Raw genomic sequence first — 24,126 nt, 5'->3', positions numbered from 1 at the left:
TCGGGCGTTTTTCGATAACGGCGTGCGGGGACGCGCGCCACACAGGGCCTCGTCATGTCTGCCTCTCTCCCGCGCCGCCTCGCGGCCGCCTGCTGTCTGCTTCCATTGGCCGCCATGGCCCAACCCACCGCCTCCGCTGCCACCGTGCCAACGCTGCGGGACATCGTCGTCACCGCCAGCCGCAGTCCAGAACCTCTGTCGGACGTGGTCGGCGACGTCACCGTCATCGACTCGGAACAACTGGCCGAGGCGCGCGGCGACAGCATCGCCGAGATCATCGGGCGCCAGCCCGGCGCGCAGTTCACGACGTATGGCGGCCCGCAAACACAAACCGGCCTGTTCCTGCGTGGCACGAACTCCACCCATGCCCTGATCCTGATCGATGGCATGCGGATCAATGGCGCCACCAGCGGCGGCACCGCATTTCCGGCCATCGACCCCGCCGTGATCGAACGGGTCGAAATCCTGCGCGGATCGGCCAGCAGCCTGTATGGGTCGGACGCCATCGGCGGCGTGGTCAACATCATCACGAAAAAAGGTGCGCAGGACCGGCCGCTGTCCGCCTGGGCCAATATCGGCTACGGCACCTACGAAACCGCCAAGTCCAGTCTGGGCCTGTCGGGCGCCGACCATGGCTGGGACTACAGCTTTTCCACCAGCGCGGCAACCAGCAAGGGCTTCGACGCGCTCCGGCGCCACAAGGCCAACAACACCGCCATCACAGGTCACTACCCGGACAAGGACGGCTATCGCAGCCACTCGGTCTCCGGCACGCTGGGCTATCGCTGGGCCGAGGGCCACCGCATCGGATTGACCGCCTACAACGGATATCTGGATGGCGACTATGACAATGAATTCACGCGCTACCCGGATACCCACGCCATCTACCGACAGCAAGCCTACAGCCTGAGCAGCACCGACAGGATCACGGATTGGTGGGAAAGCGACCTGCGCTTCGGTTTCACCAAGGACGACAACGACAATCGCAGCGACACATCCAGCGTATTCAATACCCTCAAGCGCCATTACAGCTGGACCCAGACCTTCAGGCCGCACGCCGATCACCGGATTTCCGTCCTGCTGGAACGTCAGGAGGAACGCGTCCGGGGCACGACGACGCAATATGACCGGGACGCACGCAACACCAACGCGGCGGCATTGATCTACAAGGGCCGCATCGACCGCCTGCACGCGCAGGCCAGCGTCCGTAACGACAATATCTCGGGTTATGGCAACCAGACGACAGGCAGCCTGGGGCTGGATTTCGATCTGACGGACACCTGGCAGGTCGGGATCGCGGGCAACACGGGTTTCCACGCACCGACCTTCAATGACCTGTACTGGCCCCTTGAAGTGTCGGCATGGGGCTCCTATGGCGGCAATCCCGACCTGAAGCCTGAAAAATCCAGGAACGTCGAGGCCCATCTGCAATACCGCACTGAGCACAGCCGCGTCAGAGTGACTGCATTCACGAACAAAATCCGCAATCTGATCGCCACCAACACCGTGGAAACCGCCCCCTGGTTCTACGAAACGACGATCCAGAACATCAACCGGGCCACCATTCGCGGCCTGACCCTGGCCGGCGAACACGACTTCGGCGCCACGACCCTGCGCGCCAGCGCCGATTTCCTGGACCCGCGCAACGACGACCCCAGACCTGGGGAAGGCTCGCAACTCAGCCGCCGCGCCCGCCAGGTCTTCCACCTGGGCGTCGAGCACCGCATCCAGGCATGGAAACTGGGCGCGGAATACCAGTACACGGGGAACCGCTATGACGATCTCGCCAACAAGACCCGCCTGGGCGGTTATTCCCTGGTCAACCTGACCGCCGCCTACGACTTCAGCAAGTCGCTGGGCGTACAGGTGCGCTGGAACAACGTGCTGGACAAGGACTACGTGCTCGTGGACGGCTACAACACGCCGGGCTCCAACGTGTTCGTGAATCTGTCCTGGCGGATGTAGCGATGAAGCGCGCGGCGGACGGCTTCGGCGGGATGCGTCGGCGCATCCTGGGCCTGGCGGCCGCCGCCTGCCTGTGCGCCGGCCCGGCCCGGGGGGCAGGCACCCCGCCGCGCATCGTCACCCTGGCGCCCAACGCCACGGAACTGGTCTACGCCGCCGGCGCCGGCGGCGCCATCGTCGGAACTGTCCTGCGCAGCGACTATCCGCCTGCGGCACGCGCCATTCCGCGCGTCGGCGACGGCATCCAGCTCAGCGAGGAAAGCATCCTGGCCCTGCATCCGACCCTGGTGGTCGGCTGGCAGCCTTCCGACGGCACGCGATCCCTGGCGCAGCACCTGGCCCCGCTGGGCGTGCCCCTGATCTATGCCGACCCGAAATCGCTGGACGACATCCCGGCGCTGGTCCGTGACCTGGGCGAGCGCCTGGGCACCCGGGCGGCGGCCAACGCCGCCGCGCGTGGCCTGGAGCGCCGCATCCACGCCCTGCGGCCGGCGGCGCCCCCGCCGCAGACCGTCTTCATCGAAATCGGCGCCGACCCGCTGTACACGCTGGGCCGCGATCCACTGACCAACGATCTGCTGGCGCGCTGTGGCGGCGTCAACCCCTATGCCGAGGGCGCCATCGCCGCGCCGCAGGTCAGTGTGGAATCGGTGCTGCGCCTGAATCCCCGGGTGCTGATCCTGTCGCCCTATGGCCGCGACACGCTGGCCGTCCGGAGAGCCTGGTGGTCCCGGCACGGCCTGGCGGCGGCCCGCGCGGGCCGCATCTACGCCATCGATCCGGATCTGCTGCACCGGCCGGGGCCGCGCCTGGTGGACGCGGCGGAGGCGATCTGCGCGGATCTGCGGGACAGCCGCTGAATGTCGGGAATCACCAGGGCGCCGGCCCGCCGGCATCGGCCCGTTTCTCGAACTCGCCACACAGATTCAGGGTCTTCGCGTCCCCCACCAAGGACAGCAGGCACCGCCCGGTAGTCTCCAGACGAATGCCCGGCAGCCTGTGGCGCTTGGCCAGATAGGCCTCCATGGGCAACAAGGCCTGATTTGGCCCGACCTCGGCATGTGACTGATTGATGGTTCTCCGGACCAGATCCGGATCCCGACTGCCGCTCAAGTGGCGATAATATTGAGCGAACGTCCAGACAGTCCGATTGGGACTGAAATAGCTGCGAGCCAAATAAGCCTGCGCCTTTGCCTCGTCGCCCAGCAAGCGGTGCGCCATGGCCAGCCGGTTCGTGACCGACACGTTGCCTTCCAGACTCGGCGGCATCGACATCCGCTCGACGGCCGCCAGGCCGCGCCGGAGCCTGGCTGCATCCGTCGCCACCAGATTGTTCATTCTGAACAGATAATCCACCGACGCGAAGCGCGGCGGCGCCTTGCCCTGAACCCGTCGGCGCTCCTCGGAGGTCAGGCGTCTGGATGCCGCGAGGATCGCCTTCAAACGGCTGTCACGATCCTGATAAACACTGTCCTGCGCCCCCGTCCAGATCTTGCTGCAGGCCTTCAGCCTTTTGTCGTCGAACCGTCGGCCGCCGGCGGCGCACACGGCGGCTGCGGATGACGGATGTGACGCGTGCGCGCCATACTGTGCCAATTTCCTGACCGCCATCTTCAGGCCGCTGACGGAATAACCAGCTTTTACCAGGAGGTCCATCGCGAAAAGATCCGCATCCATTTCCTGCTCGACATTCCAGCGTCTGTAAATCAAACCCCGGGACACGTCATCGACATAGTCCTCCAGCATGATCGAGTAGCCACCAGCCCCCGCTGCCCATCCTGCCGCATTGATGGCGAATATCGTGGCGTCCTGGAACATCCCCTTGACTGCATCCAGGGAATAGACATGGCCCAACTCATGCGCAATGATCGCCGCGAGTTCGTCTTCCGAGTCGACCTGAGCCACGACACCGGCCGACACTACGGCCGTCTTCGTCGAAATCGAATAGGCCTCGTAACCGCCGAACGAATCCACGAGCACCACACAGTCGCAGGGGTCACCATGAGCCGCCTCCAGTTTGCCGCGAATTCCCTGGACGTAGGAGGCCAACGCGGGATCGCCGACCATGGTGCGGTCCATCTGGTGCAGATACTGGGTGTCAATGACATTCACCTGCCGGTCATAGCCGGCGATCTCCTTGCCTTTCCCGGTCCCCGGGATGCCCGCACACCCTGCCAATGCCAGAAGCAGAAGAAGCGCCGAAAACACACGCATCATTTCCCGCATCCTTCGCCCGCGCCCTTGACGCTGGCCTGCTTATGATCGTAAGGAAGAGACACCGGCACAGTACCGCAGGCATCCACCACGAGCGCGTCTTCATCGGAGAGGGTGACATCCGCCCGATCAATTTCATACTGTTCCCCGCGAAACCGGAATCGCAGCCGGTCGCCCGGCACGCTGGCCGCGCGAACCGGGGGCTGCAGGCCGTCGACATCAGACCACCACAAATCCGCGCCATCCGAAAGCCGGATCACTTCCACGAACTCGGGACTGGCCACCTGCACTACGGTCAAGGTCTTTGCCTGGACGCCAAGACACAATAAAGCGATCCACCCCGCTCCCAGCCTCTTCAAGCCGGTTTTCCACATAATGCCTCCTCGTGAACTCACGACCGCCGCCCCGGCGGCGCGCCATCCCAAAACAACAGCAAGGACACCAAGCCGATCATGAACAGCCACCCTTGCAGCGCAATATCCAGGACCGAATAGCACAGCGCATAAATCAGCAGCACCATCAAGGTCCAGATCAGCAGCCACACGGCGCGCCGCACAATGCGAACGGTTCCGCGCCGGATGCCCGGCCGCATGGAGACCGGAACGGCCAGAAACCGCAGAACTCGCTCCGACAGGATCGAACTGCGGCGCCAGCGCGTGGTTTTCTCCTGAACGCACTCGCGCCAGCAGCAGACCAGGGCGGTCAACGCCAGCCACACCAGCAGGGAGACATGCCTGATCTCGCGCACACGAAGATAGTCGCTACCCAGACGATCAAGATTTTCCAGCGCCAGGGCATGGAGGTAGACGCCCGCCAACCGTTCGTAGAGCGGCGTCGCGTGATAATCGTTCAGGCTGGGCATGACCACGCCGACCAGCACGACGAACGGTTTGCCGGGGTCGAGATACGGCGGCCTGAGACGCCCCCCATCGGGCAAGAACAGCTCGGACAGATTGACCTGATGCACCGGCAGGCAGTCGGCCGAAGCCATCACCGGCGCACCGCCGAAACCCAGATAGCGAAAAATGGTCCGCAGAACGTAGCCGGGCACCCTGGCGGCCCAATCGCCGCACGACGCTTTGTCCCCACGGAGCACCCACTGCGGCGACAGGACGTCGTGCGCCTGGATGCCGCTGCAGTCCTCCTGGCGCGCCCGGCACAATGCCTGATACAGCGCCCATGCCGCGCTAGGCGCCGAGGAGGGGACGGCGGTCTCGAGATCGGCACCATGCAGGTCGTGACTAAGCGGATAGTCGTCACCCAGGCCGTCCCACGCGGAAACCGCCAGCCTGGGGCGATTCAACAAGGCGTAGCTCTCGTCCGACATCGGCACTCTCCCGCCCCCGCCCGCCAGATAGACGGACGGGTAAGACTGACCGCCCCGCCCCTGCTCGATGCGGCCCAGTGCCCTGGCAAGCCGCCGCATGTCCCCGCTGGCCGTCCGGGGCCGTTCAAAGAAAACGTCGTAGAACACTGCGGCGGGCACGTCTTCCCGTCCCTGACGCCTGTCCGCCCCCGGGCGCGAGACCAGCCTGCTCAAGATGCGCGCATGGTCGTCATAGGTCAGGGGCCAGTCGTTGGCGTCGAGCCGATGCGCCTCATGCAAAGCCCGGATGCTCTCGTAATCGATGTTCACGACCGTGATCGGAGCGGGCGCAACCGGCTGGAAATAGGCTCGTGAGCGACTGACGTCCTCCGCCAGCGCCCGCTCGCCAGCCGAGGACAGACCGAAAGGATCCGCCCAGATCACCCATGCGCCCAAAGCCCACAAAAGCAGGAGTTGTGCGAAAAACCGGGTTTTCCTGAGGGATGTCGGACGGCGGATCATCGTGGGAGCGACAAGACTGACAATCTGGCGAATGTATCATTTAACAATATTTATTATCATTGTATGAATATAAGTGACAATAGCGGTGTGCCAGCGATCAGCCACCGTTCCGCTGCGGCGCCTTCTCGCCCGCCCGGCCATGCGGCCCGCGTTTATGGATTATCCTTACACAGGCGCCGCCCCGAGCGGCCGCATCCGTTACAGGCACGCCCACGACACTCCATGACCGCCCCAGACACCCTCACCATCGCCGACCGCGTCTTCCATTCCCGCCTGCTGGTCGGCACCGGCAAGTACCGTGATTTCGAACAGACCCGCGAGGCCATCGAGGCCAGCGGCACGGAAATCGTCACCGTCGCCATCCGCCGCACCAACATCGGCCAGAACCCGGGCGAACCGAATCTGCTGGATTTCCTGTCGCCGGACCGCTACACCATCCTGCCGAACACGGCCGGCTGCTACACCGCCGACGACGCCGTGCGCACGCTGCGCCTGGCGCGCGAACTGCTGGACGGCCACAATCTGGTCAAACTCGAAGTCCTGGGCGACGCCGGCAACCTGTTCCCCAACATGCCGGAAACGCTGGACGCCGCGCGCACGCTGGTGGCCGACGGTTTCCAGGTCATGGTGTATTGCAGCGACGACCCGATCCAGTGCCTCATGCTGGAAGACATCGGCGTGGCGGCGGTGATGCCACTGGCCTCGCTGATCGGCTCGGGCATGGGCATCGTCAACCCCTGGAACCTGCGCCTGATCATCGACCAGTCCCGCGTCCCCGTGCTGGTGGACGCCGGCGTGGGCACGGCCTCGGACGCCGCCATCGCCATGGAACTGGGCTGCGACGCGATCCTGATGAACACCGCCATCGCCGGCGCGCGCGACCCGATCCGGATGGCGCGCGCCATGCGCCTGGGCGTCGAGGCCGGGCGCGAAGCCTACCTGGCCGGCCGCATCAAGCGCAAATACTACGACGCCGACCCCAGTTCGCCGGCCGAAGGCCTGCTGCCCTCGACCCGGGCGGCCTGACCCGATCCCGCGCACGCCGGGGCGACCCGCCCCGCCCCCATCCGCACGGAGCCTGCGATGATTCCCAATACCCTGTCGATTGCCGGCGTGGACCCCTCGGGGGGCGCCGGTGTCCTGGCCGACGTCAAGACCATGAGCGCGCTGGGCGCCTACGGCATGGCCGTGATCGCCGCCCTGACCGCGCAGAATACCCGGGCGGTCACGGGAATTTCCCCTGTGCCGCCGGAATTCGTCGCCGCCCAGATCGACACCCTGTTCGCCGATGTGCGCGTGGACGCCGTCAAGATCGGCATGCTGGGCCAGGCCGGCGTCACCCGCGTCGTGGCCGACCGCCTGGAATATTGGAAACCGGCGCATCTGGTGCTGGACCCCGTCATGGTCGCCAAGAGCGGCGACCATCTGCTGGAACGCCAGGCGGTGGTCGCCTTGCGCGAAGGCCTGATCCCGCTGGCCACCGTCATCACGCCCAACCTGCCGGAAGCCGGCGTGCTGCTGGGCCAGAGCCCGGCCGACAACCTGAAGGACATGCGCCGCGTCGCCGAACGCCTGCGCCGGCTGCTGGCCGACGATGGCGAGCGCTGGGTCTTCCTGAAGGGCGGCCACCTGCCCGGCGACGACACCATCGACCTGCTGCACGACGGCGACCGGCTGATCGAACTGCCGGGCCGGCGCATCGATACGCCCAACACGCACGGCACCGGCTGCACATTGTCGGCGGCGATGGCCGCCCTGCTGCCGCGCGCCCCGGACGTGCCCGAGGCCGCCCGCCACGCCAAGGCCTGGCTGGAACGCGCCATCGCCGCCGCCGGTCAGCTTCAGGTCGGCTCCGGTCACGGGCCGGTGCATCACTTCCACGCCCTGTGGCCCAAGCCCCAAGACTGACCCCTATCAAAGCCAGCGGCCGGGCCGCTGGCCTATAATCGGACTCGAATCAACCTCAGGTATCTTCGCGACATGAACGTCAACGACATCACAGACGCCGATCGTGCCCGTTTCAACATGGTCGAACAGCAGATCCGTCCCTGGAACGTCCAGGACGAACGGGTGCTGCAGGCCGTCTTCGACATGCCCCGCGAACGCTTCGTTCCGCCGCATCTGCGCGCCCTGGCCTTCGCGGACACGGAACTGCCGCTGGTGATCGACGGCGTCGATACCCGCGAAACCATGCTGTCCCCGAAAGTCGAGGCCAAGCTGGCCGAGGAACTGCGGCTTCAGCCCACCGACTGCGTGCTGGAAATCGGCACAGGCTCGGGCTACCAGGCCGCCCTGCTGTCGCGGCTGTGCCAGCAGGTCACCAGCATCGAACTCGAAAGCCGCCTGTCGGCCTTCGCCCAGGCGAATCTCGCGCGCAGCCAGGTCGCCAATGTCGCCCTGGAAACGGGCGACGCGCACGCCGGCTGGGGCACCGCCGAATACGACGCCATCCTGATCACCGGCTCGGTGCCCTCGGTGCCCGATGCGCTGAAATACCAGCTGGCCGTGGGCGGCCGCATGGTGGCCATCGTCGGCCACAGCCCGATCATGACGGTGTGCCGCATCACGCGCACCAGCGCCGCGAACTTCGACACCGCGTATCTGTTCGACACCTACGTGAAACCCCTGCGCGGCACGGCGCGTTCGCGCTTCAAGTTCTGATCTTGCGCAGCAGCGCCGTGGTCGAGCGCTGGTGCTCGAACGGGATCGCAACAGCCCGGCCGCCCCATCCGCGCACCACGGCGGTTTCCGGCAGCGCGTCCATCTCGTAGTCGCCGCCCTTGACGATCACGTCGGGCCGCAGCGCCCGGATCAGCTCCAGCGGCGTGTCCTCGGTGAACAGCACCACCGCGTCCACACAGGCCAGCGCGGCCAGCAGGGCGGCCCGATCGTCCTGACCATTCAGAGGCCGGTCGTCGCCCTTGCCCAGGCGGCGCACGGAATCGTCCGTGTTCACACCCACGATCAGCGATGCCCCCAGCCGGGCGGCCTGATCCAGGTAAGTGACATGACCGCGATGCAAAATATCGAACACGCCGTTGGTGAACACCAGCGGACGCGGAAGGCGTCCTTCGCGCACGGCCCGCTCGCAGGTCGCGCGGTCGAGGACCTTGGACTCGAAACGCGCGGCCGCCATCAGAGCCCCCCCCCACGCGTCAACGCCCAGACCGCCACGGCCAGTCCGGTCGCCAGGATGCCGCACAGCACGGCCAGCAAGGCGTTGGAACGATCCTGGGCGCGGCGCAACCGTTCGATTTCGGCCCGCATCGCCGGCCCGGGATCGGGATGGTTCAGGCGGGTGTAGACCAGTCGGGGAATCTGCGGCAGGATCTGCGCCCACTGGCTGGCCTCCTGGTCCAGACGCTGGCGCAGGCCGCGCAAGCCGACGCGCTGGTGCATCCATTTTTCCAGAAAGGGCTTGGCCGTCCGCCACAGGTCCAGGCTCGGATCCAGTTCGCGGCCCATGCCCTCGACGTTCAGCAGGGTCTTCTGCAGCAGCACCAGTTGGGGCTGGATTTCCACATTGAAGCGCCGCGAGGTCTGGAACAGGCGCAGCAACACCTGCCCCAGGGAGATTTCAGCCAGCGGCCGATCGAAATAGGGTTCGCAGACGGCGCGCACGGCGCCTTCGAGTTCCTCTTCGCGGGTGGTGGGCGGCACCCAGCCGGACTCAATGTGCAACTGGGCGACCCGACGATAGTCCCGCTGGAAAAAGGCGAGGAAATTCTGCGCCAGGTAGTTCTTGTCGAATTCCGACAGTGAGCCGACGATGCCGAAGTCCAGGGCGATGTAGCGCCCCAGGGTATCCGGATCGTCGGACACGTAGATGTTGCCCGGGTGCATGTCGGCGTGGAAAAAGCCGTCCGTGAACACCTGCATGAAGAAGATCTCGACCCCCTGGCGCGCCAGCAGGGGGATGTCCACACCCAGCGCGCGCAGGCGTTCGACCTGGCTGACTGGCACGCCGCGCATGCGTTCCATGGTGAAGACCTGGCTGGCGCAATATTCCCAGACGACCTCGGGCACCCGCAACAGGTGGGCGCGACCGGTGTCGGGACCGAAATTGCGCCGCAGCTGGCTGCAGTTCGCGGCCTCGCGGATCAGGTCCAGTTCATCGTGCAGGTATTTGTCGAATTCGGCCACGACCTCGCGCGGCTTCAGGCGCCGCCCGTCGGGCGCCAGCCGCTCGACCAGCCCGGCCAGCGCGCGCAGCAGCGTCAGGTCGCGCTCGATGGCTTCCCGCATCCCGGGGCGCAGGACCTTGACCGCAACCTCTCGGCCGTCGTGCAGCACGGCGAAGTGCACCTGGGCGATGGACGCCGAGGCCACGGGATCCCGGTCGAAACGGGCGAACAGGTTCTGGGGCGCGTCGCCCAGGGACTCGCGAATGATGTCGGCCGCCTGATCGGACGGAAAGGGGGGCACCCGATCCTGGAGCCGGGCCAGTTCGTCGGCGATGTCCTGAGGCACCAGGTCGCGGCGCGTGGACAGGACCTGGCCGAACTTGACGTAGATCGGCCCCAGGGTTTCAAGGGCCAGGCGCAGGCGTTCGCCGCGCGGGCGACGTGGCCGGCGGCCCAGGCAGACGATCTTCAGCAGCGCATGCGCCCAGGGGTGCTGGATGCCGGACAGGACCAGTTCGTCGAGCCGGTAGCGCAAGCCGATCCACAGGATGTAGACCAGGCGCAGGAACGTCAGCATGTCCCGCCCTCCAGCCGCCGCAGACGGACGTCAAGGCGTTCCAGACGGACTTCGAGGGCCCGACGCCCCTCCGTCCAGGCCCTCAAGTCCGTTTCCCGGACGCCCAGGCCGGATTCCTCGCCCAGATATTCCGTCAGATTGTCCTGCGCGCGGCGCGCGGCCCGCCGCAGGCCGCCGGCGAGTTCGCGCGCGCCCCGGGTCAGGCGCACGGCCGCCACATCGCCCACGACGCGCGACAGGTCGTCCTCGACATCCCAGCGCAAACCGCGTGCCAGGTCGGACACCAGGTGCGCCAGTCCGGCGTCCCCCTGGATATGCGCCAGACCGGTGATGCCAGCCAGGCCTTCGTCGCGCCAGGCGCCGGGCAGGTCGCGGCGGCGGTCGGGCGGGATGGACAGGATCACATCGGGCACCACGGCCCGGTCGCACGCCCGCAACGTGCCGTCGGAAGCGATCGCGCATTGCAGCGTCCAGGGTTCGCCCGCCGTCAGGCGAATCGATTTGCCGGCATGGCCCGCCAGCTTTTCACACGCCCAGCGCTCACGGCGCAGCAACGCGTTCAGCCCCCGGAGCAGGACATCGGAGGGGGAAGGAAAGGGCAAGGGAAGGGGCATGATCATGGACGACGGGACCGGACGCGCCAGGTCGGGCGCAGGGCAGGCCCCAGTTTACCGGTTTTGCGCATCGCGCAGGCGGGCCGGAAAAGCGCGTCGGACCCTGTCCCGTGTGCTCCCGAGGGGGCCGCAACGCAAGCGGCCGCCCGCCCCGGGAACGGGCGGGCGGCCGCGAAAACAGGCCGGACGCGGCGGATCAGCGCGCGTTGGTCTGCTGGATGCCGGCCAGCAACCAGCCGGCGTCATCGGCTTTGTACAGGTTCCAGACTTCTTCGAAGTGGAAGGCCTCGGACCCCGCCGACTCGCGCAGCATGCCGGAATAGCGCACACTGGCCAGGTGGCCTCCAGCCACGGTCTCGATGCCCAGCAGTTCGGCGTTCAGCAGCACGACATCAGTGCGGTTGCCCTCTTCGGGGCTGGGCAGGCGGGGAGTGATTTCCACCAGAAGATCATCGGTCAGGAATTCACGCAAACTGTCGCGGTTGCCCGCATCCCACAGGGTTTGCACACGCGTGAACTGCTGCTTGGCCTGATCCAGGAAGGCCGGCACGTCGAAGCCTTCCGGGATGAACCAGGATGGATCCTGGACCTGGACAGAGGGCGCGGACTCGATCACCGGCGCGGCGGACGAGGCCGACGCAGACGCCGGGTGGGCACCGGACGGATCGAAGCCACGATCCTGGGGCTCGGACTGTCGATAGCTGTTGCCCGAAGCCGTGGCGCCCGCGGCGGCCAGCGGCCGCTGGGCCCCGCGCAGGCGGCGCACCAGGAACATGACGGCGAAGACCACCAGGCCGATCAGCAAGGCGCTGGAGAGGAATTCCAGGAAGGCGCCGGACAGGCCCATGCTGGACAACAGGGCGGCGATCCCCAGGCCGGCGGCGATGCCGGCGATGGGGCCCAACCAGCGGGACATGCCCGACTTGGCGGCGGCGCCCGCGGCGGCCGTGCCCGCCGCACCGGCGGCCGGGGCGGCCGCGCGCTGTGTGGTCTGGGCGGCCGGCGGCGTCACGGCCTGGCGCTGCTTGACGACGTTGGTGGACTGGCGGCCGAAGCTCAGGCCGCCGCCCATGCGGCGGGCTTCCGCATCCTGGGTCACGGTCATCATGGTCGCAGCCGCCATCAGCAGCACAGAGGCGGCGGCCCAGCGGGGTAGACGAAGGTTCATGGAGTCTCCTGGAGGGTCAGGACCGATGCGTATTCCGGCAACCTGACAGAAAGCTGAATGAACCTGTAAATTACCATAGAACCCGCTGATCCGCTGGGCGGAAATGTTCTTTTTACGCATCGAAATACACACAGGCCGCCCGAAGGCGGCCTGTGTGATTCGCGGGAACGGCGACATGCGCCGCCCTGAGGACGGCTACGGATCAGTCCAGCCGAACCCCCTCGTGCAGCGCGACCACGCCGGCCGTCATATTGAAGTACCGCACACGGTCCAGGCCGGCCTCGCGCATCATGCCGGCCAGGGTCTCCTGGTCCGGATGCATGCGGATGGATTCCGCAAGGTAACGGTAGCTGGCCTCGTCGCCCGCCACCAGCTGGCCCATCTTCGGCAGAATGTTGAAGGAATACCAATCGTACGCGGGCGCCAGGGCCGGCGTCACGCGGGAGAATTCCAGTACCAGCAGTTTCCCGCCCGGCTTCAGCACGCGACGCATTTCCGCCAGGGCGCGGTCCTTGTGCGTCATGTTGCGCAGACCGAACGCCACCGACACCCGATCGAAGTACCGGTCCGGAAACGGCAGGCACTCGGCATCGCAGACCGCCACCGGCGCGACCACGCCACGGTCCAGCAGGCGGTCGCGGCCCACACGCAGCATGGAATCGTTGATGTCGGTCAGCCAGACCTCGCCCTCGGGACCGGCGCGGCGGGCAAAGGCGCGCGCCAGGTCACCGGTTCCCCCGGCGATATCCAGCACCCGCATGCCTGGCCGCACCTGGGCGCGTCCAATGGTGAAGGCTTTCCAGACGCGATGCAGTCCGGCCGACATCAGGTCGTTCATCACATCGTAGCGCGAGGCCACGGAATGGAAGACTTCGGCCACGCGGCGCGCCTTGTCCGTCTCCTGGACGGTCTCGAAGCCGAAATGGGTCTGCGGCTCCTGGCCGGCGTCTGATACGGGTGTGCTCATGATCCCCGTATCGTACCACCGCAGCAGAGCCCCACGACGCGCGGGCTTCGCCCTATATGACAACGTCACATCAGTGAAATAATGCGACCGTATGATGACAACCGTACCGGACCGATCATCCCGCGGCCGGAACGGCGCGGTCCTCTCCGGGCCACGCCGCCTTGCGAGACGAGACCCGCCCTATGCCCGCCACCATCCTGCTCATCGAAGACGAACCCGCCATCCAGGAACTGCTGACCGTCAACCTGAAACACGCCGGTTATGGCGTGCGCAGCGCGCTGGACGCGCAGCAGGCGCTGGAACAGATCCAGCAGGTACTGCCCGACCTGATCCTGCTGGACTGGATGCTGCCAGACCAGCCCGGCATCCGTCTGGCCCGCCAGTTGCGCGGCGACGCCCGCACCCGGGACATCCCGCTGATCATGCTGACCGCGCGCAGCGCCGAGCAGGACAAGGTGGACGGCCTCGAGGCCGGTGCCGACGACTACATCACCAAACCCTTTTCTCCGCGCGAATTGCTGGCGCGCGTCAAATCCCTGTTGCGCCGCCGGGCGCCGCAACTCACTCCCGACCCGATCGAGGCGGGCGGGCTGCGTCTGGAACCCGACTCCCGGCGCGTGTCCGGCAACGGCCAGCCCCTGTCCATGGGGCCGACGGAATTCCGCCTGCTACACTTCCTGATGACGCATGCGGAGCGTGTGTACAGCCGCAGCCAACTATTGGATCAGGTCTGGGGCGATCACGTCTTCGTCGAGGAACGCACCGTGGACGTCCACATCCGCCGCCTGCGCAAGGCCCTGTCGCCCGCCGGCCTGGAAGGCGCCATCCAGACCTCGCGCGGGGCGGGCTATCGTTTCAGCATCACACACCCGCAATGAGCAAGACTCTCGTTTCCATCGCGCTCTGGGCACTGGGCGGCTGGCTGCTGGGCGCCTGGCTGGGCCCCGCCACCGGCTGGGCCTTCTTCGCCCTGGGCCTGCTGCTGATGGTCCTCATCAGCGGCCTGCAGTTGTCGCGCATCGCCCGCTGGGTGAGCGCCATCGACGAACCGCCGCCGCCCTCGGTCGGCCCATGGGACGAGATCCTGGCGCCCATCTACCGCAAGCTGAAGCAGAACCGCCTGGACCTTCAGGACCGCGCGCGCAACTTCCACCGCGCCCTGCTGGCCGCCGAGGCCCTGCCCGACGGCGCCCTGACGCTCGCCCCGGACAAATCCCTGCAATGGTGCAATCAGATGGCGGCCGGCCACCTGGGGCTGGACCTGGACCGCGACCGTGGCCACAGCATCCTCAACATCGTACGCGCGCCGGAATTTGCCCGCTATGCCGACCAGGACACCTGGGACCGCCCCCTGATCCTGCACCTGGAGCGCGGCGGCCTGGCCCGTACGCTGTCGCTGCATCTGGCCCCCTATGGGGTCGGCCAGTTCCTGATGGTCACGCGCGACATCACCCAGATTGAACGGCTGGAAAACACCCGCAAGGATTTCGTCGCCAACGTGTCCCACGAAATGCGCACGCCGCTGACCGTGCTGTCGGGTTTCGTGGAGACCCTGCAGGACATGCCGGGCGATGCCCTGACGGACGAACAACGACGCCACTACCTGGACCTGATGGCGCAACAGGCCCACAACATGCAGGCGCTGGTGGCCGACCTGCTGACCCTGTCTTCACTGGAATCGACGCCCAACCGCGAAGGCGCTCCCGTCCTGGTCACGGCCCTGGTGCGCACCGCCCTGGCTCAGGCCCAGGCGCTGTCCGCCGGACAGCACACGTTCGACGTCCGGCTGGACGAAACCCTCCGCATCCTTGGACAGGACACCGAACTGGCCTCGGCGGTCGGCAATCTGCTGACCAACGCCGTGCGCTACACCCCGGCGGGCGGCGCCATCACGGTCCTGTGGGAATCGACGCCCGACGGAGGCGCGGCCTACCGGGTCAGGGACACCGGCATCGGCATCGAGCCGGCCGATATCCCGCGCCTCACGGAACGCTTCTTCCGGGTCGACCGGGGACGGTCGCGCGCCACCGGCGGCACGGGCCTGGGACTGGCCATCGCCAAGCACGTCGCCATGCGCCACGAAGCCACGCTGGACATCCGAAGCACCCCGGGCAAGGGCAGCGTCTTCAGCATCCTGTTTCCGGCGGCGCGCGTCTGTCGGCCCGATGACCTTCTTCGGGCACCGGCTCAGCCGTCCTCGCCCGCCCAGGCCGCCTGACCTGAAAGGCCGCCCCGCTACAGGAACAGGCGGTAGGCCGGATTCTCGGTCTCGTTCCAGCAGGGATAGCCCAGCGTGGACAGGAATTCCTTGAAGGCCTTCTTGTCGGCGGGCGGCACCTGAATGCCGACCAGAATGCGTCCGTAGTCGTCGCCCTGATTGCGGTAATGGAACAGGCTGATGTTCCAGTCCGGATTCATGGCCCCCAGGAACTTCATCAAGGCGCCGGGACGTTCGGGAAATTCGAAACGGTACAGGACTTCGTTTTCGGCCAGGCCCGAACGCCCCCCCACCATGTAGCGCAGGTGGGTCTTGGCCATTTCGTTGCCGGTCAGGTCCAGGGTGGGGAAATCCAGCTTGCGGAAATGCGCCGCCAGTTTCTCGATTTCAGGTTCGGAACGGATCTGCAAACCCACGTAGACATGCGCCTGTTCGGCATCGGAGATCCGGTAGTTGAACTCCGTCACGGCCCGCTGCCCCACGGCTTCGCACAAGCGCAGGAAACTGCCGCGCTTTTCCGGCAGGGTGATGGCGAACAGGGCCTCGCGCGCCTCGCCGACGTCGGCGCGCTCGGCCACGAAACGCAGCCGGTCGAAATTCATGTTGGCGCCGCAGGTGATGGCCACCAGCGTCTTGCCCTTCCATTTGTGCTGGGCGGCATAACGCTTGGCTCCGGCCAGCGCCAGCGCGCCGGCCGGCTCCAGGACGCTGCGCGTATCCTGGAATACGTCCTTGATGCCGGCACAGACGGCGTCGGTATCGACGGTGACATAGTCATCGACATATTCGCGCGCCAGCCGGAAGGTTTCCTGGCCCACCTGCTTGACCGCCGTCCCGTCGGAGAACAGCCCCACATCGGCCAGCCGGACCCTGCGGCCGGCCTGGACGCTGCGCACCATGGCGTCCGAATCCACAGTCTGGACGCCGATGATCTTGATTTCCGGGCGCAACTGCTTGATGTAGGCCGCCACCCCGGCGATCAGGCCGCCGCCGCCGATGGCGACGAAGACCGCGTCGATGGGGCCTGGGTGCTGGCGCAGGATCTCCATGCCCACGGTCCCCTGGCCCGCGATGACGTCGGGATCGTCGAAGGGATGCACGAAGGTCAGCCCTTCGCGCGCCTGCAGTTCGGCGGCATGTTCGGCGGCGTCGGTGAAGCTGTCGCCGAAGAGCACGACCTCGCCACCCAGGGCGCGCACGGCGTCGATCTTGACCTGGGGCGTGGTCACCGGCATGACGATCACCGCCCGGCACTTCAGACGGCTGGCCGACAGGGCGACCCCCTGGGCGTGATTGCCGGCCGATGCGGCGATGACGCCACGCTTCAGTTCGTCCCCGCTCAGGTGCGCCATCTTGTTGTAGGCGCCGCGCAGCTTGAAGCTGAACACGGGCTGCGTGTCCTCGCGCTTGAGCAGCACGGTGTTGCCGATCCGCTTGGAAATTCGGGGCGCCGGGTCCAGAGAAGTCTCGTGTGCGACGTCATAGACTTTGGACGTCAGGATGCGTTTCAGATAATCGACGGACATGGCGCGAATGGCGGGAGGACAGGTAATCGAAAAGAATATCATAGGCCTCGGACGCCCCATGCCCGTCGAATATGGACGGCCTGCGGCCCGCGAGCCAGGAAGCGCCTTCCGCCAGGGGGCCGGCGGCTCGACAAACCGGGGCGCGCGCCGTAAAGTTCTGTCACTTATAGACAAGCAGATCTCAGGCGCGGACCGTGCAGGACACAGACGGGAGAATCCTTCGATGACACTGTCCGTCAAGCCGGACAGTCCCCGCAAGTCCCCGATCACCGGTGGGGCTGGCTTCCGGTCGCCCAGCCTGTCGCTCCTGCAATTGTCGATCCTGCTGGCCGGCATGGCCGCCATCGCCCTGGTCTGGATCACCACCCTGCAGCGCATCACCTTCGAACGCGCCCAGGCCGTGACCGCCGCCATGCGCTCCAACGCCAACCTGGCGCTCGCCTTCGAGCAGCAGGTGGCCCGCACCCTGAAAGAAGCCGAGCAGATCGCCGCCTTCGCCCGCCAGGAATACCTGCGCGACGGCAAGCGCCTGGACCTGCGGCACTGGGTCGAACAGCGCATCATCCGCGATGGGGCCTTCACCATCCTCAGCATCGTCGACGAGAACGGCGACATCGTCACCAGTACGCAAGGCGCCAGTCGCGTCAACTACGCCGACCGCGACTTCTTCACGAAACAGCGCGACAGCCGGGAAGACTCGCTTTACCTGGACCGCCCCGTGCTGGGGCGGATCTCGGGCCAATGGCGCATCCCCATGTCCCTGCGCATCCGTCAACCGGACGGCGGCTTCGGCGGCGTGGTCGTCCTGTCGGTGGCGCCCGCCAATCTCGCCCATCTTCATGAGGGAATCGAGCTGGGGCCCGCCGACATGCTGGAAATCGCCGGCCTGGACGGCATTCTTCGCAGCCGCCTGATCGGCACCCGCCCCACGTACGGCCTGGACCAGGGCAAGCACGCCTGGAACCTGCGCCAGGCCACCCAGCCCGAGGGCGCGTTCGTGGACGACGGCGGATCCATCGACGGCGTGACCCGCATCATCAGCTACCGCACGATGGCCGACTATCCGTTGATGATCACGGTCGGTTCGGATTATGCCGAGGTCCTGCGTTCCGCCCAGCGGCGGCGCACGACCTATCTGTTCATCGCCTCCGGCGTGACGGCCGCCCTGGCCGGCCTCATCGCCCTGTTTCTCCTTCTGTCCCTGCGCCAGCGGGCGGCCACCGAAGCCCTGGAGGCCAACGAAGCGCTGTTCCGGGCCACGTTCCATCAGGCGGCCATGGGCATCGCCCGCATCGCGCCGGACGGCCGCTTTCTGGAAGTCAACGAAAAACTCTGCCGGATGTTGGGCTACGACGCGCCCGAATTGCTGGAACGGACCCTGTTCGATCTGGCGGATCCCGGCGACAGGGACGGTGCGCGCGCCTTCCTGAAAGCCCGGCTGACGGCGCATTTCCTGGGGCCGCCGCCCGAGGTCGAGAAAACCTACCGACGTCGCGATGGCGGCGTGCTCTGGGTCTGCGAAGCACTCAGCATCGTGCGCAATGCCGCGGGCCTACCGGATTTCCTGGTGGCCGTGGTGCAGGACATCACCGCCCGCAAGGACCTGGAGACCCGCCTCGCGCACGATGCCCTGCACGATGCGCTGACCGGCCTGCCCAACCGCATCATGTTCCAGGACCGTTGCGCCCGCGCCCTGGAATCCGCGAACCGGCACCATGGCCTGGCGGCCGTGCTGTACCTGGATCTGGACGGCTTCAAGGAAGTCAACGACAGCTACGGACACGCCATGGGCGACATTCTGCTGCAGCAGGTGGCCGGCAGCCTGGAGCACTGCGTCCGCGCCGAATCCGAGGACACCGTGTCCCGTTTCGGCGGCGACGAGTTCGGCATCGTCCTGTCGGGGCTGGACAGCCCCGAAGGCTGCGAGCGCGTCGCACTCACGATCCTGGACGCGCTCATCCAGCCCTTCGACCTGGCCGATGGCATCCAGGTACGGATCTCGGCCAGCATCGGCGCGGCGATCCATCCCCGGCACGGCCAGGATCCGGACGCCCTGGTGGCCCATGCCGACGCCGCCATGTACGCGGCCAAGCATTCCGGCAAGAACCGGTTCCGCTGGGAACCCCTGCCCGACGCGCCCGAGAACCGGCACATCTCCACGAGCCGTTCATAGCCGCCCCGGCCGGGCTACACTCCACACACCATGGAAGCCTGGCTGCAATCCTCGATCCACACCCTGCTGGCCCTGTTCGCGCTGCCCAAGGTCGGCCTGCCGGCGATATTCCTCGTCAGCCTGGTCTCGGCCACGCTGCTGCCGCTGGGGTCGGAGCCGGCCGTCTTCGCCTATGTGCAGGTCGCGCCCTCCATGTTCTGGCCCGCCGTCCTGGTCGCCACCGCGGGCAATACGCTCGGCGGCGCCATCAGCTACGCCATGGGCGCCGGGGCGGAAGCCGCCTGGCACCGCTGGCGCGCCAGCCAGCCGGACCACGCCGACGACGCCCCTCCGCCCCCCCGGACCGCTGGCGGCGACACCCCGTCTCCCGGCGGCCGCTGGCACGCCCTGACCACCCGCTGGTTCCAGCGCTTCGGCCCGCCCGCGCTGCTGCTGTCCTGGTTGCCCGGCGTCGGCGACCCGCTGTGCGCCGTCGCCGGCTGGCTGCGCCTGCCTTTCTGGCCCTGCGTCGCCTTCATGGCCATCGGCAAATGGCTGCGCTACATCGTCATGACGGCCGCCCTGCTGCACGCATGGCCGTGGCTGAGCGGGTGGCTGTGAGCGACGGATCCCCTCACCGCTCAAAACTTCCAGACATAAGCTCATCCCGAACCGGGGGCGTTTTGCCCTTAAACTAAGAGATTGCCCCTACGGACTCCAGGGGCACCGATATCTCGACACCCTCATGAACGCCCCTGTCGCCCGCGAACTGCTCGCATCTCCCCAGGCGCCGCGCCTGCGTGAAATCCCCTACAACTACACCTCCTGGTCGGACCGCGAAATCGTCTGCCGGCTGCTGGGCGAGGCGTCCTGGCGGGTGCTGTCCGAACTGCGCTCGCAACGACGCACCGGCCGCTCGGCCCGGATGCTGTTCGAGGTGCTGGGCGATATCTGGGTGGTGCTGCGCAACCCTTACCTCCAGGATGACCTGCTGGACGACCCGAAGCGCCGGCACCTGCTGATCGAGGCCCTGAACCACCGGCTGGCCGAGATCGACCACCGCCGCGACGACGATCATGGTCCGCGCGACGCCCAGGTCCAGAAGCTGCTGGCGGCGGCCCGGGGCGCCGTCGCGGACTTCGAGGCCCGCTTCGTCGAAACGGCCGAATTGCGCCAGGCGACCCTGAGGAAACTGTCCCGCCTGACCCGCCGCGACAATATCCGCTTCGACGGCCTGTCGCGCGTCTCGCACGTCACCGACGCCACCGACTGGCGCGTGGAGTATCCCTTCGTCGTGCTGACGCCCGACACCGAGGACGAGATCGCCGCCCTGGTGCGGGCCTGTATCCGGCTGGACCTGACCATCATCCCGCGCGGAGGCGGCACCGGCTACACCGGCGGCGCCATCCCGCTGACCTGGCGGTCGGTGGTCATCAACACCGAAAAGCTCGACGCCATCGGCCCGGTCGAGGCCGTCACGCTGCCGGGGGTCGAGGCTCCCGTCCACACGGTCCTGACCGGCGCGGGCGTGGTGACGCGCCGCGTGGCCGAGGCCGCAGAGGCCGCCGGGCGCGTCTTCGCCGTGGACCCGACATCGGCCGACGCGTCGTGCGTGGGCGGCAACGTCGCCATGAACGCCGGAGGGAAAAAAGCCGTGCTCTGGGGCACGGCGCTGGACAACCTGGCCTGGTGGCGCATGGTGGACCCCCAGGGCAACTGGCTGGAGGTCACCCGCCTGGATCACAACCTGGGCAAGATCCACGAGGTCGACGAGGCCCGTTTCGAGCTCCAGTGGTTCGATGGCGCCAGGCAACCCGGACAGGCCCCGCTCAAGAGCGAAATCCTGGCCATCGAAGGCCGGCGATTCCGCAAGGCCGGCCTGGGCAAGGACGTCACCGACAAGTTCCTCGCCGGCCTGCCCGGCGTGCAAAAGGAAGGCTGTGACGGCCTGATCACGGCCGCGCGCTGGATCCTGCACCGCATGCCGACGCACACGCGCACCGTCTGCATGGAATTCTTCGGCCAGGCGAAGCTGGCCGTGCCCTCCATCGTCGAGGTGAAGCAATATCTGGACACCCGGGGCCGCGCCCGGGGCGTGCTGCTGGCCGGCCTGGAACACCTGGACGAGCGCTACCTGCGCGCGGTCGGCTACGCCACCAAGAGCAAACGCGGCACGCTGCCCAAGATGGTCCTGATCGGCGACATCGTCGGCGACGACGAGCATGCCGTGGCGCTGGCCGCCAGCGAAGTCGTGCGCATCGCCAATTCGCGCCACGGCGAGGGATTCATCGCCGCCAGCCCGGAAGCCCGCAAGAAATTCTGGCTGGACCGCGCCCGAACAGCCGCCATCGCCCGCCACACCAATGCCTTCAAGATCAACGAGGACGTGGTGATCCCGCTGGCACGCATGGGCGAATACACCGATGCCATCGAACGCATCAACATCGAGCTGTCCACCCGCAACAAACTGCGCCTGGCGGACGCGCTGGAAGCCTATCTGGACGGCGACCTGCCGATCGGCAAGGCCGAGGATGCCGACGACGCGGCACACACCCGCGACACCATCCTGTCCGCGCGCCGCCGCGACGCCCTGGACACCCTGACCGCGGTGCGCAGGCGCTGGGCCTGGCTGCTGGACCACCTGGACGCGCCGCTGGCCGACAGCCTGGACACGCTGTCCTCACTGGGCCTGGACGAACGCCGCGCCGAACTCGAAGAACGCCTGGCCACCCAGCCGGACGCACGCATCATCGACCTGGTCCAGGACCATACCCTGCGGATTTCCTGGAAAACCGAGATCCGCGGCGCCATGGAGCGCCATTTCGCCGGCGCCGAATGCGCCGCGATCCTGGCCGGCCTGCAGGCCACCCACGACCGCATCCTGAAAAGCCGGGTGTTCGTCGCGCTGCACATGCATGCGGGCGACGGCAACGTCCACACCAACATCCCCGTCAACTCCGACGACTACGAGATGCTGCGCGAGGCCAACGACGCCGTCGCCCGCATCATGGACATCGCCCGCAGTCTGGACGGCGTGATCTCGGGCGAACACGGCATCGGCCTGACGAAATACGAATTCCTCAGCGAGGCCGAACTGGCGCCCTTCCAGGACTACAAGCGCCGCATCGACCCGGAGGGCCGCTTCAACGCCGGCAAACTGATGCCCGGCGCCGACCTGACGCGCGCCTGGACGCCCAGCTTCAACCTGCTGGGCTACGAATCGCTGATCATGCAGCGCACCGAGATCGGCGCCATCTCCAACGCCATCAAGGACTGTCTGCGCTGCGGCAAGTGCAAGCCGGTCTGCGCCACCCACGTGCCGCGCGCCAACCTGCTCTATTCGCCGCGCAACAAGATCCTGGCGACCTCGCTGCTGATCGAGGCCTTCTTGTACGAGGAACAGACCCGGCGCGGCGTCAGCATCCGCCACTGGGAGGAATTCGAGGACGTCGGCGATCACTGCACACTGTGCCACAAGTGCTTCAACCCCTGCCCGGTGGACATCGATTTCGGCGACGTATCCATGGAAATGCGCTCCCTGCTTCGCCGCATGGGGAAAAAGTCCTTCAACCCCGGCACGGCGGCTTCGATGTTCTTCCTGAACGCGAAGGATCCGCGCGTCATCAAGGCCACCCGCACCGCCATGATCGGCATGGGCTACAAGGCCCAGCGCCTGGCCCACGACTTGCTGGCGCCCGTGACGAAAAAACAGGTGGCGCAGCCACCCGCCACAGTGGGCAAGGCCCCGGTGCGCGAACAGGTGATCCACTTCGTCAACAAGAAGATGCCCGGCGGCCTGCCCAAGCAGACCGCCCGCAAGCTGCTGGACATCGAGGACCCGCACATCATCCCGATCATCCGCGACCCGGCCGCCACCGCCCCCGACAGCGAGGCGGTGTTCTATTTCCCGGGTTGCGGATCCGAGCGCCTGTTTTCCCAGGTGGGCCTGGCGACACAGGCGATGCTGTGGCACGTGGGCGTGCAGACCGTGCTGCCCCCCGGCTACCTATGCTGCGGATATCCGCAGCGCGGCAATGGCCTGGCCGACAAGGCCGAGCAGATGGTCACGGACAACCGCGTGCTGTTCCACCGCATGGCCACGACGCTGAACTACCTGGACATCAAGACCGTGGTGGTCAGTTGCGGCACCTGCTACGACCAGCTCGAAAGCTACCAGTTCGACAAGATCTTCCCGGGTTGCCGGCTGATCGACATCCACGAATACCTGCTGGAAAAGGGCGTGGACATCGCCGGCGTGCAGGGCGTGCGCTACATCTACCACGACCCCTGCCACACGCCCATGAAGCAGCAGGATCCGATGAAGACCGTGAAGTCCCTGCTGGGCTCGGACAAGGCCATCAAGACCGACCGCTGCTGCGGCGAATCCGGCACGCTGGCGGTTTCGCGCCCGGACATCTCCACCCAGATCCGCTTCCGCAAACAGGAGGAACTGGCGAAGAACACCGCCGCCATCCGCGCCGACGGCTTCCAGGGCGAAGTGAAGATGGTGACATCCTGTCCGTCCTGCCTGCAGGGCCTGTCGCGCTACGAGCAGGACACCGGCCTGTCGGCCGACTACATCGTGGTCGAAATGGCCCGGCACCTGCTGGGCGAGAACTGGATGCCGGATTACGTGAAGGCCGCCAACGCGGGCGGCATCGAGCGGGTGCTGGTGTAACCGGGCACCGTGGCCGCTTCGCCACGCGGGAGAACCACGGCTGGATAACCACTTTTTCAGAGTGGGTATTGGCAAACGATCAAAATTGATCTAAA

General features: G+C 66.9%; 19 protein-coding genes. 10 read left to right on the top strand and 9 right to left on the bottom strand.

What is annotated here, in order from left to right; translation table 11 throughout:
* Positions 1-54: 54 nt before the first annotated feature.
* Positions 55-1,965 (top strand): TonB-dependent receptor plug domain-containing protein, encoded by a 1,911-nt coding sequence (locus O4H32_RS03710; protein WP_269356789.1) that lies wholly within the window; start codon positions 55-57, stop codon positions 1,963-1,965.
* Positions 1,966-1,967: 2 nt separating this feature from the next.
* Positions 1,968-2,825, top strand: coding sequence for a cobalamin-binding protein (locus tag O4H32_RS03705; RefSeq protein WP_269356787.1), 858 nt, complete (start codon positions 1,968-1,970; stop codon positions 2,823-2,825).
* A gap of 10 nt (positions 2,826-2,835) precedes the next feature.
* On the opposite strand, the gene O4H32_RS03700 is transcribed toward O4H32_RS03705, so the two are convergent.
* From O4H32_RS03700 to O4H32_RS03690, 3 genes are all read right to left on the bottom strand, one after another.
* The gene (locus O4H32_RS03700) at positions 2,836-4,182 is read right to left on the bottom strand and encodes a M48 family metalloprotease (RefSeq protein ID WP_269356785.1); all 1,347 of its coding nucleotides are present in this window, start codon (positions 4,180-4,182) and stop codon (positions 2,836-2,838) included.
* The gene (locus O4H32_RS03695) at positions 4,179-4,478 is read right to left on the bottom strand and encodes a hypothetical protein (RefSeq protein WP_269356783.1); all 300 of its coding nucleotides are present in this window, start codon (positions 4,476-4,478) and stop codon (positions 4,179-4,181) included. Before O4H32_RS03695 ends, O4H32_RS03700 begins: the two co-directional genes overlap by 4 nt.
* Positions 4,479-4,570: 92 nt before the next feature.
* Positions 4,571-6,007, bottom strand: a complete 1,437-nt coding sequence (locus O4H32_RS03690) for a CHASE2 domain-containing protein (RefSeq protein WP_269356782.1) — start codon at positions 6,005-6,007, stop codon at positions 4,571-4,573.
* A gap of 222 nt (positions 6,008-6,229) precedes the next feature.
* Here O4H32_RS03690 and O4H32_RS03685 point away from each other — a divergent pair, with 222 nt between their 5' ends.
* From O4H32_RS03685 to O4H32_RS03675, 3 genes are all read left to right on the top strand, one after another.
* On the top strand, positions 6,230-7,033 hold the full coding sequence (locus O4H32_RS03685; protein ID WP_269356780.1) for a thiazole synthase: 804 nt from the start codon (positions 6,230-6,232) through the stop codon (positions 7,031-7,033).
* 57 nt (positions 7,034-7,090) lie between these two features.
* Positions 7,091-7,915: a bifunctional hydroxymethylpyrimidine kinase/phosphomethylpyrimidine kinase gene (thiD, locus tag O4H32_RS03680; protein WP_269356778.1), complete on the top strand. Its 825-nt coding sequence runs from the start codon at positions 7,091-7,093 to the stop codon at positions 7,913-7,915.
* A gap of 72 nt (positions 7,916-7,987) precedes the next feature.
* Positions 7,988-8,668 carry a protein-L-isoaspartate O-methyltransferase family protein gene (locus O4H32_RS03675; RefSeq protein ID WP_269356777.1) on the top strand — a complete coding sequence of 227 codons (681 nt, stop codon included), beginning with the start codon at positions 7,988-7,990 and terminating at the stop codon, positions 8,666-8,668.
* On the opposite strand, the gene rfaE2 is transcribed toward O4H32_RS03675, so the two are convergent.
* The 5 genes from rfaE2 to ubiE all read right to left on the bottom strand — a co-directional run bounded on the left by rfaE2 (position 8,658) and on the right by ubiE (position 13,457).
* On the bottom strand, positions 8,658-9,143 hold the full coding sequence (gene rfaE2, locus O4H32_RS03670; protein ID WP_269356775.1) for a D-glycero-beta-D-manno-heptose 1-phosphate adenylyltransferase: 486 nt from the start codon (positions 9,141-9,143) through the stop codon (positions 8,658-8,660). The genes O4H32_RS03675 and rfaE2 overlap by 11 nt on opposite strands.
* On the bottom strand, positions 9,143-10,708 hold the full coding sequence (gene ubiB, locus O4H32_RS03665; protein WP_269356773.1) for a ubiquinone biosynthesis regulatory protein kinase UbiB: 1,566 nt from the start codon (positions 10,706-10,708) through the stop codon (positions 9,143-9,145). Before ubiB ends, rfaE2 begins: the two co-directional genes overlap by 1 nt.
* Positions 10,702-11,328 carry a ubiquinone biosynthesis accessory factor UbiJ gene (locus O4H32_RS03660; RefSeq protein ID WP_269356771.1) on the bottom strand — a complete coding sequence of 209 codons (627 nt, stop codon included), beginning with the start codon at positions 11,326-11,328 and terminating at the stop codon, positions 10,702-10,704. The genes ubiB and O4H32_RS03660 overlap by 7 nt, the downstream gene beginning before the upstream one ends.
* Before the next feature lie 190 nt (positions 11,329-11,518).
* Positions 11,519-12,490 carry a Tim44 domain-containing protein gene (locus tag O4H32_RS03655; RefSeq protein ID WP_269356769.1) on the bottom strand — a complete coding sequence of 324 codons (972 nt, stop codon included), beginning with the start codon at positions 12,488-12,490 and terminating at the stop codon, positions 11,519-11,521.
* Positions 12,491-12,692: 202 nt separating this feature from the next.
* Positions 12,693-13,457: a bifunctional demethylmenaquinone methyltransferase/2-methoxy-6-polyprenyl-1,4-benzoquinol methylase UbiE gene (gene ubiE, locus O4H32_RS03650; RefSeq protein WP_269356767.1), complete on the bottom strand. Its 765-nt coding sequence runs from the start codon at positions 13,455-13,457 to the stop codon at positions 12,693-12,695.
* A 182-nt stretch (positions 13,458-13,639) separates the two neighbouring features.
* Between ubiE and phoB the strand changes: the two genes are divergently transcribed.
* Positions 13,640-14,335 (top strand): phosphate regulon transcriptional regulator PhoB, encoded by a 696-nt coding sequence (phoB, locus tag O4H32_RS03645; protein ID WP_269356765.1) that lies wholly within the window; start codon positions 13,640-13,642, stop codon positions 14,333-14,335.
* Positions 14,332-15,675 (top strand): phosphate regulon sensor histidine kinase PhoR, encoded by a 1,344-nt coding sequence (phoR, locus tag O4H32_RS03640; RefSeq protein ID WP_269356762.1) that lies wholly within the window; start codon positions 14,332-14,334, stop codon positions 15,673-15,675. Before phoB ends, phoR begins: the two co-directional genes overlap by 4 nt.
* Before the next feature lie 17 nt (positions 15,676-15,692).
* On the opposite strand, the gene ilvA is transcribed toward phoR, so the two are convergent.
* The gene (ilvA, locus tag O4H32_RS03635; protein WP_269356761.1) at positions 15,693-17,201 is read right to left on the bottom strand and encodes a threonine ammonia-lyase, biosynthetic; all 1,509 of its coding nucleotides are present in this window, start codon (positions 17,199-17,201) and stop codon (positions 15,693-15,695) included.
* Between the two features lie 223 nt (positions 17,202-17,424).
* Between ilvA and O4H32_RS03630 the strand changes: the two genes are divergently transcribed.
* The 3 genes from O4H32_RS03630 (at position 17,425) to O4H32_RS03620 (ending at position 24,031) form a co-directional block, all read left to right on the top strand.
* Positions 17,425-19,374: a sensor domain-containing diguanylate cyclase gene (locus O4H32_RS03630; protein WP_269356759.1), complete on the top strand. Its 1,950-nt coding sequence runs from the start codon at positions 17,425-17,427 to the stop codon at positions 19,372-19,374.
* Between the two features lie 30 nt (positions 19,375-19,404).
* Entirely contained in the window at positions 19,405-19,974 is a 570-nt protein-coding gene (locus O4H32_RS03625; RefSeq protein ID WP_269356757.1) for a YqaA family protein, read from the top strand.
* Positions 19,975-20,098: 124 nt separating this feature from the next.
* On the top strand, positions 20,099-24,031 hold the full coding sequence (locus tag O4H32_RS03620; RefSeq protein WP_269356755.1) for an FAD/FMN-binding oxidoreductase: 3,933 nt from the start codon (positions 20,099-20,101) through the stop codon (positions 24,029-24,031).
* Positions 24,032-24,126: the final 95 nt, after the last annotated feature.

The sequence above is a fragment of the Castellaniella denitrificans genome (assembly GCF_027214045.1).
Taxonomy (GTDB): domain Bacteria; phylum Pseudomonadota; class Gammaproteobacteria; order Burkholderiales; family Burkholderiaceae_B; genus Castellaniella; species Castellaniella denitrificans_A.
Note: the sequence above shows the minus strand (reverse complement) of the source record. Positions and strands in the feature narration are given on the sequence as shown.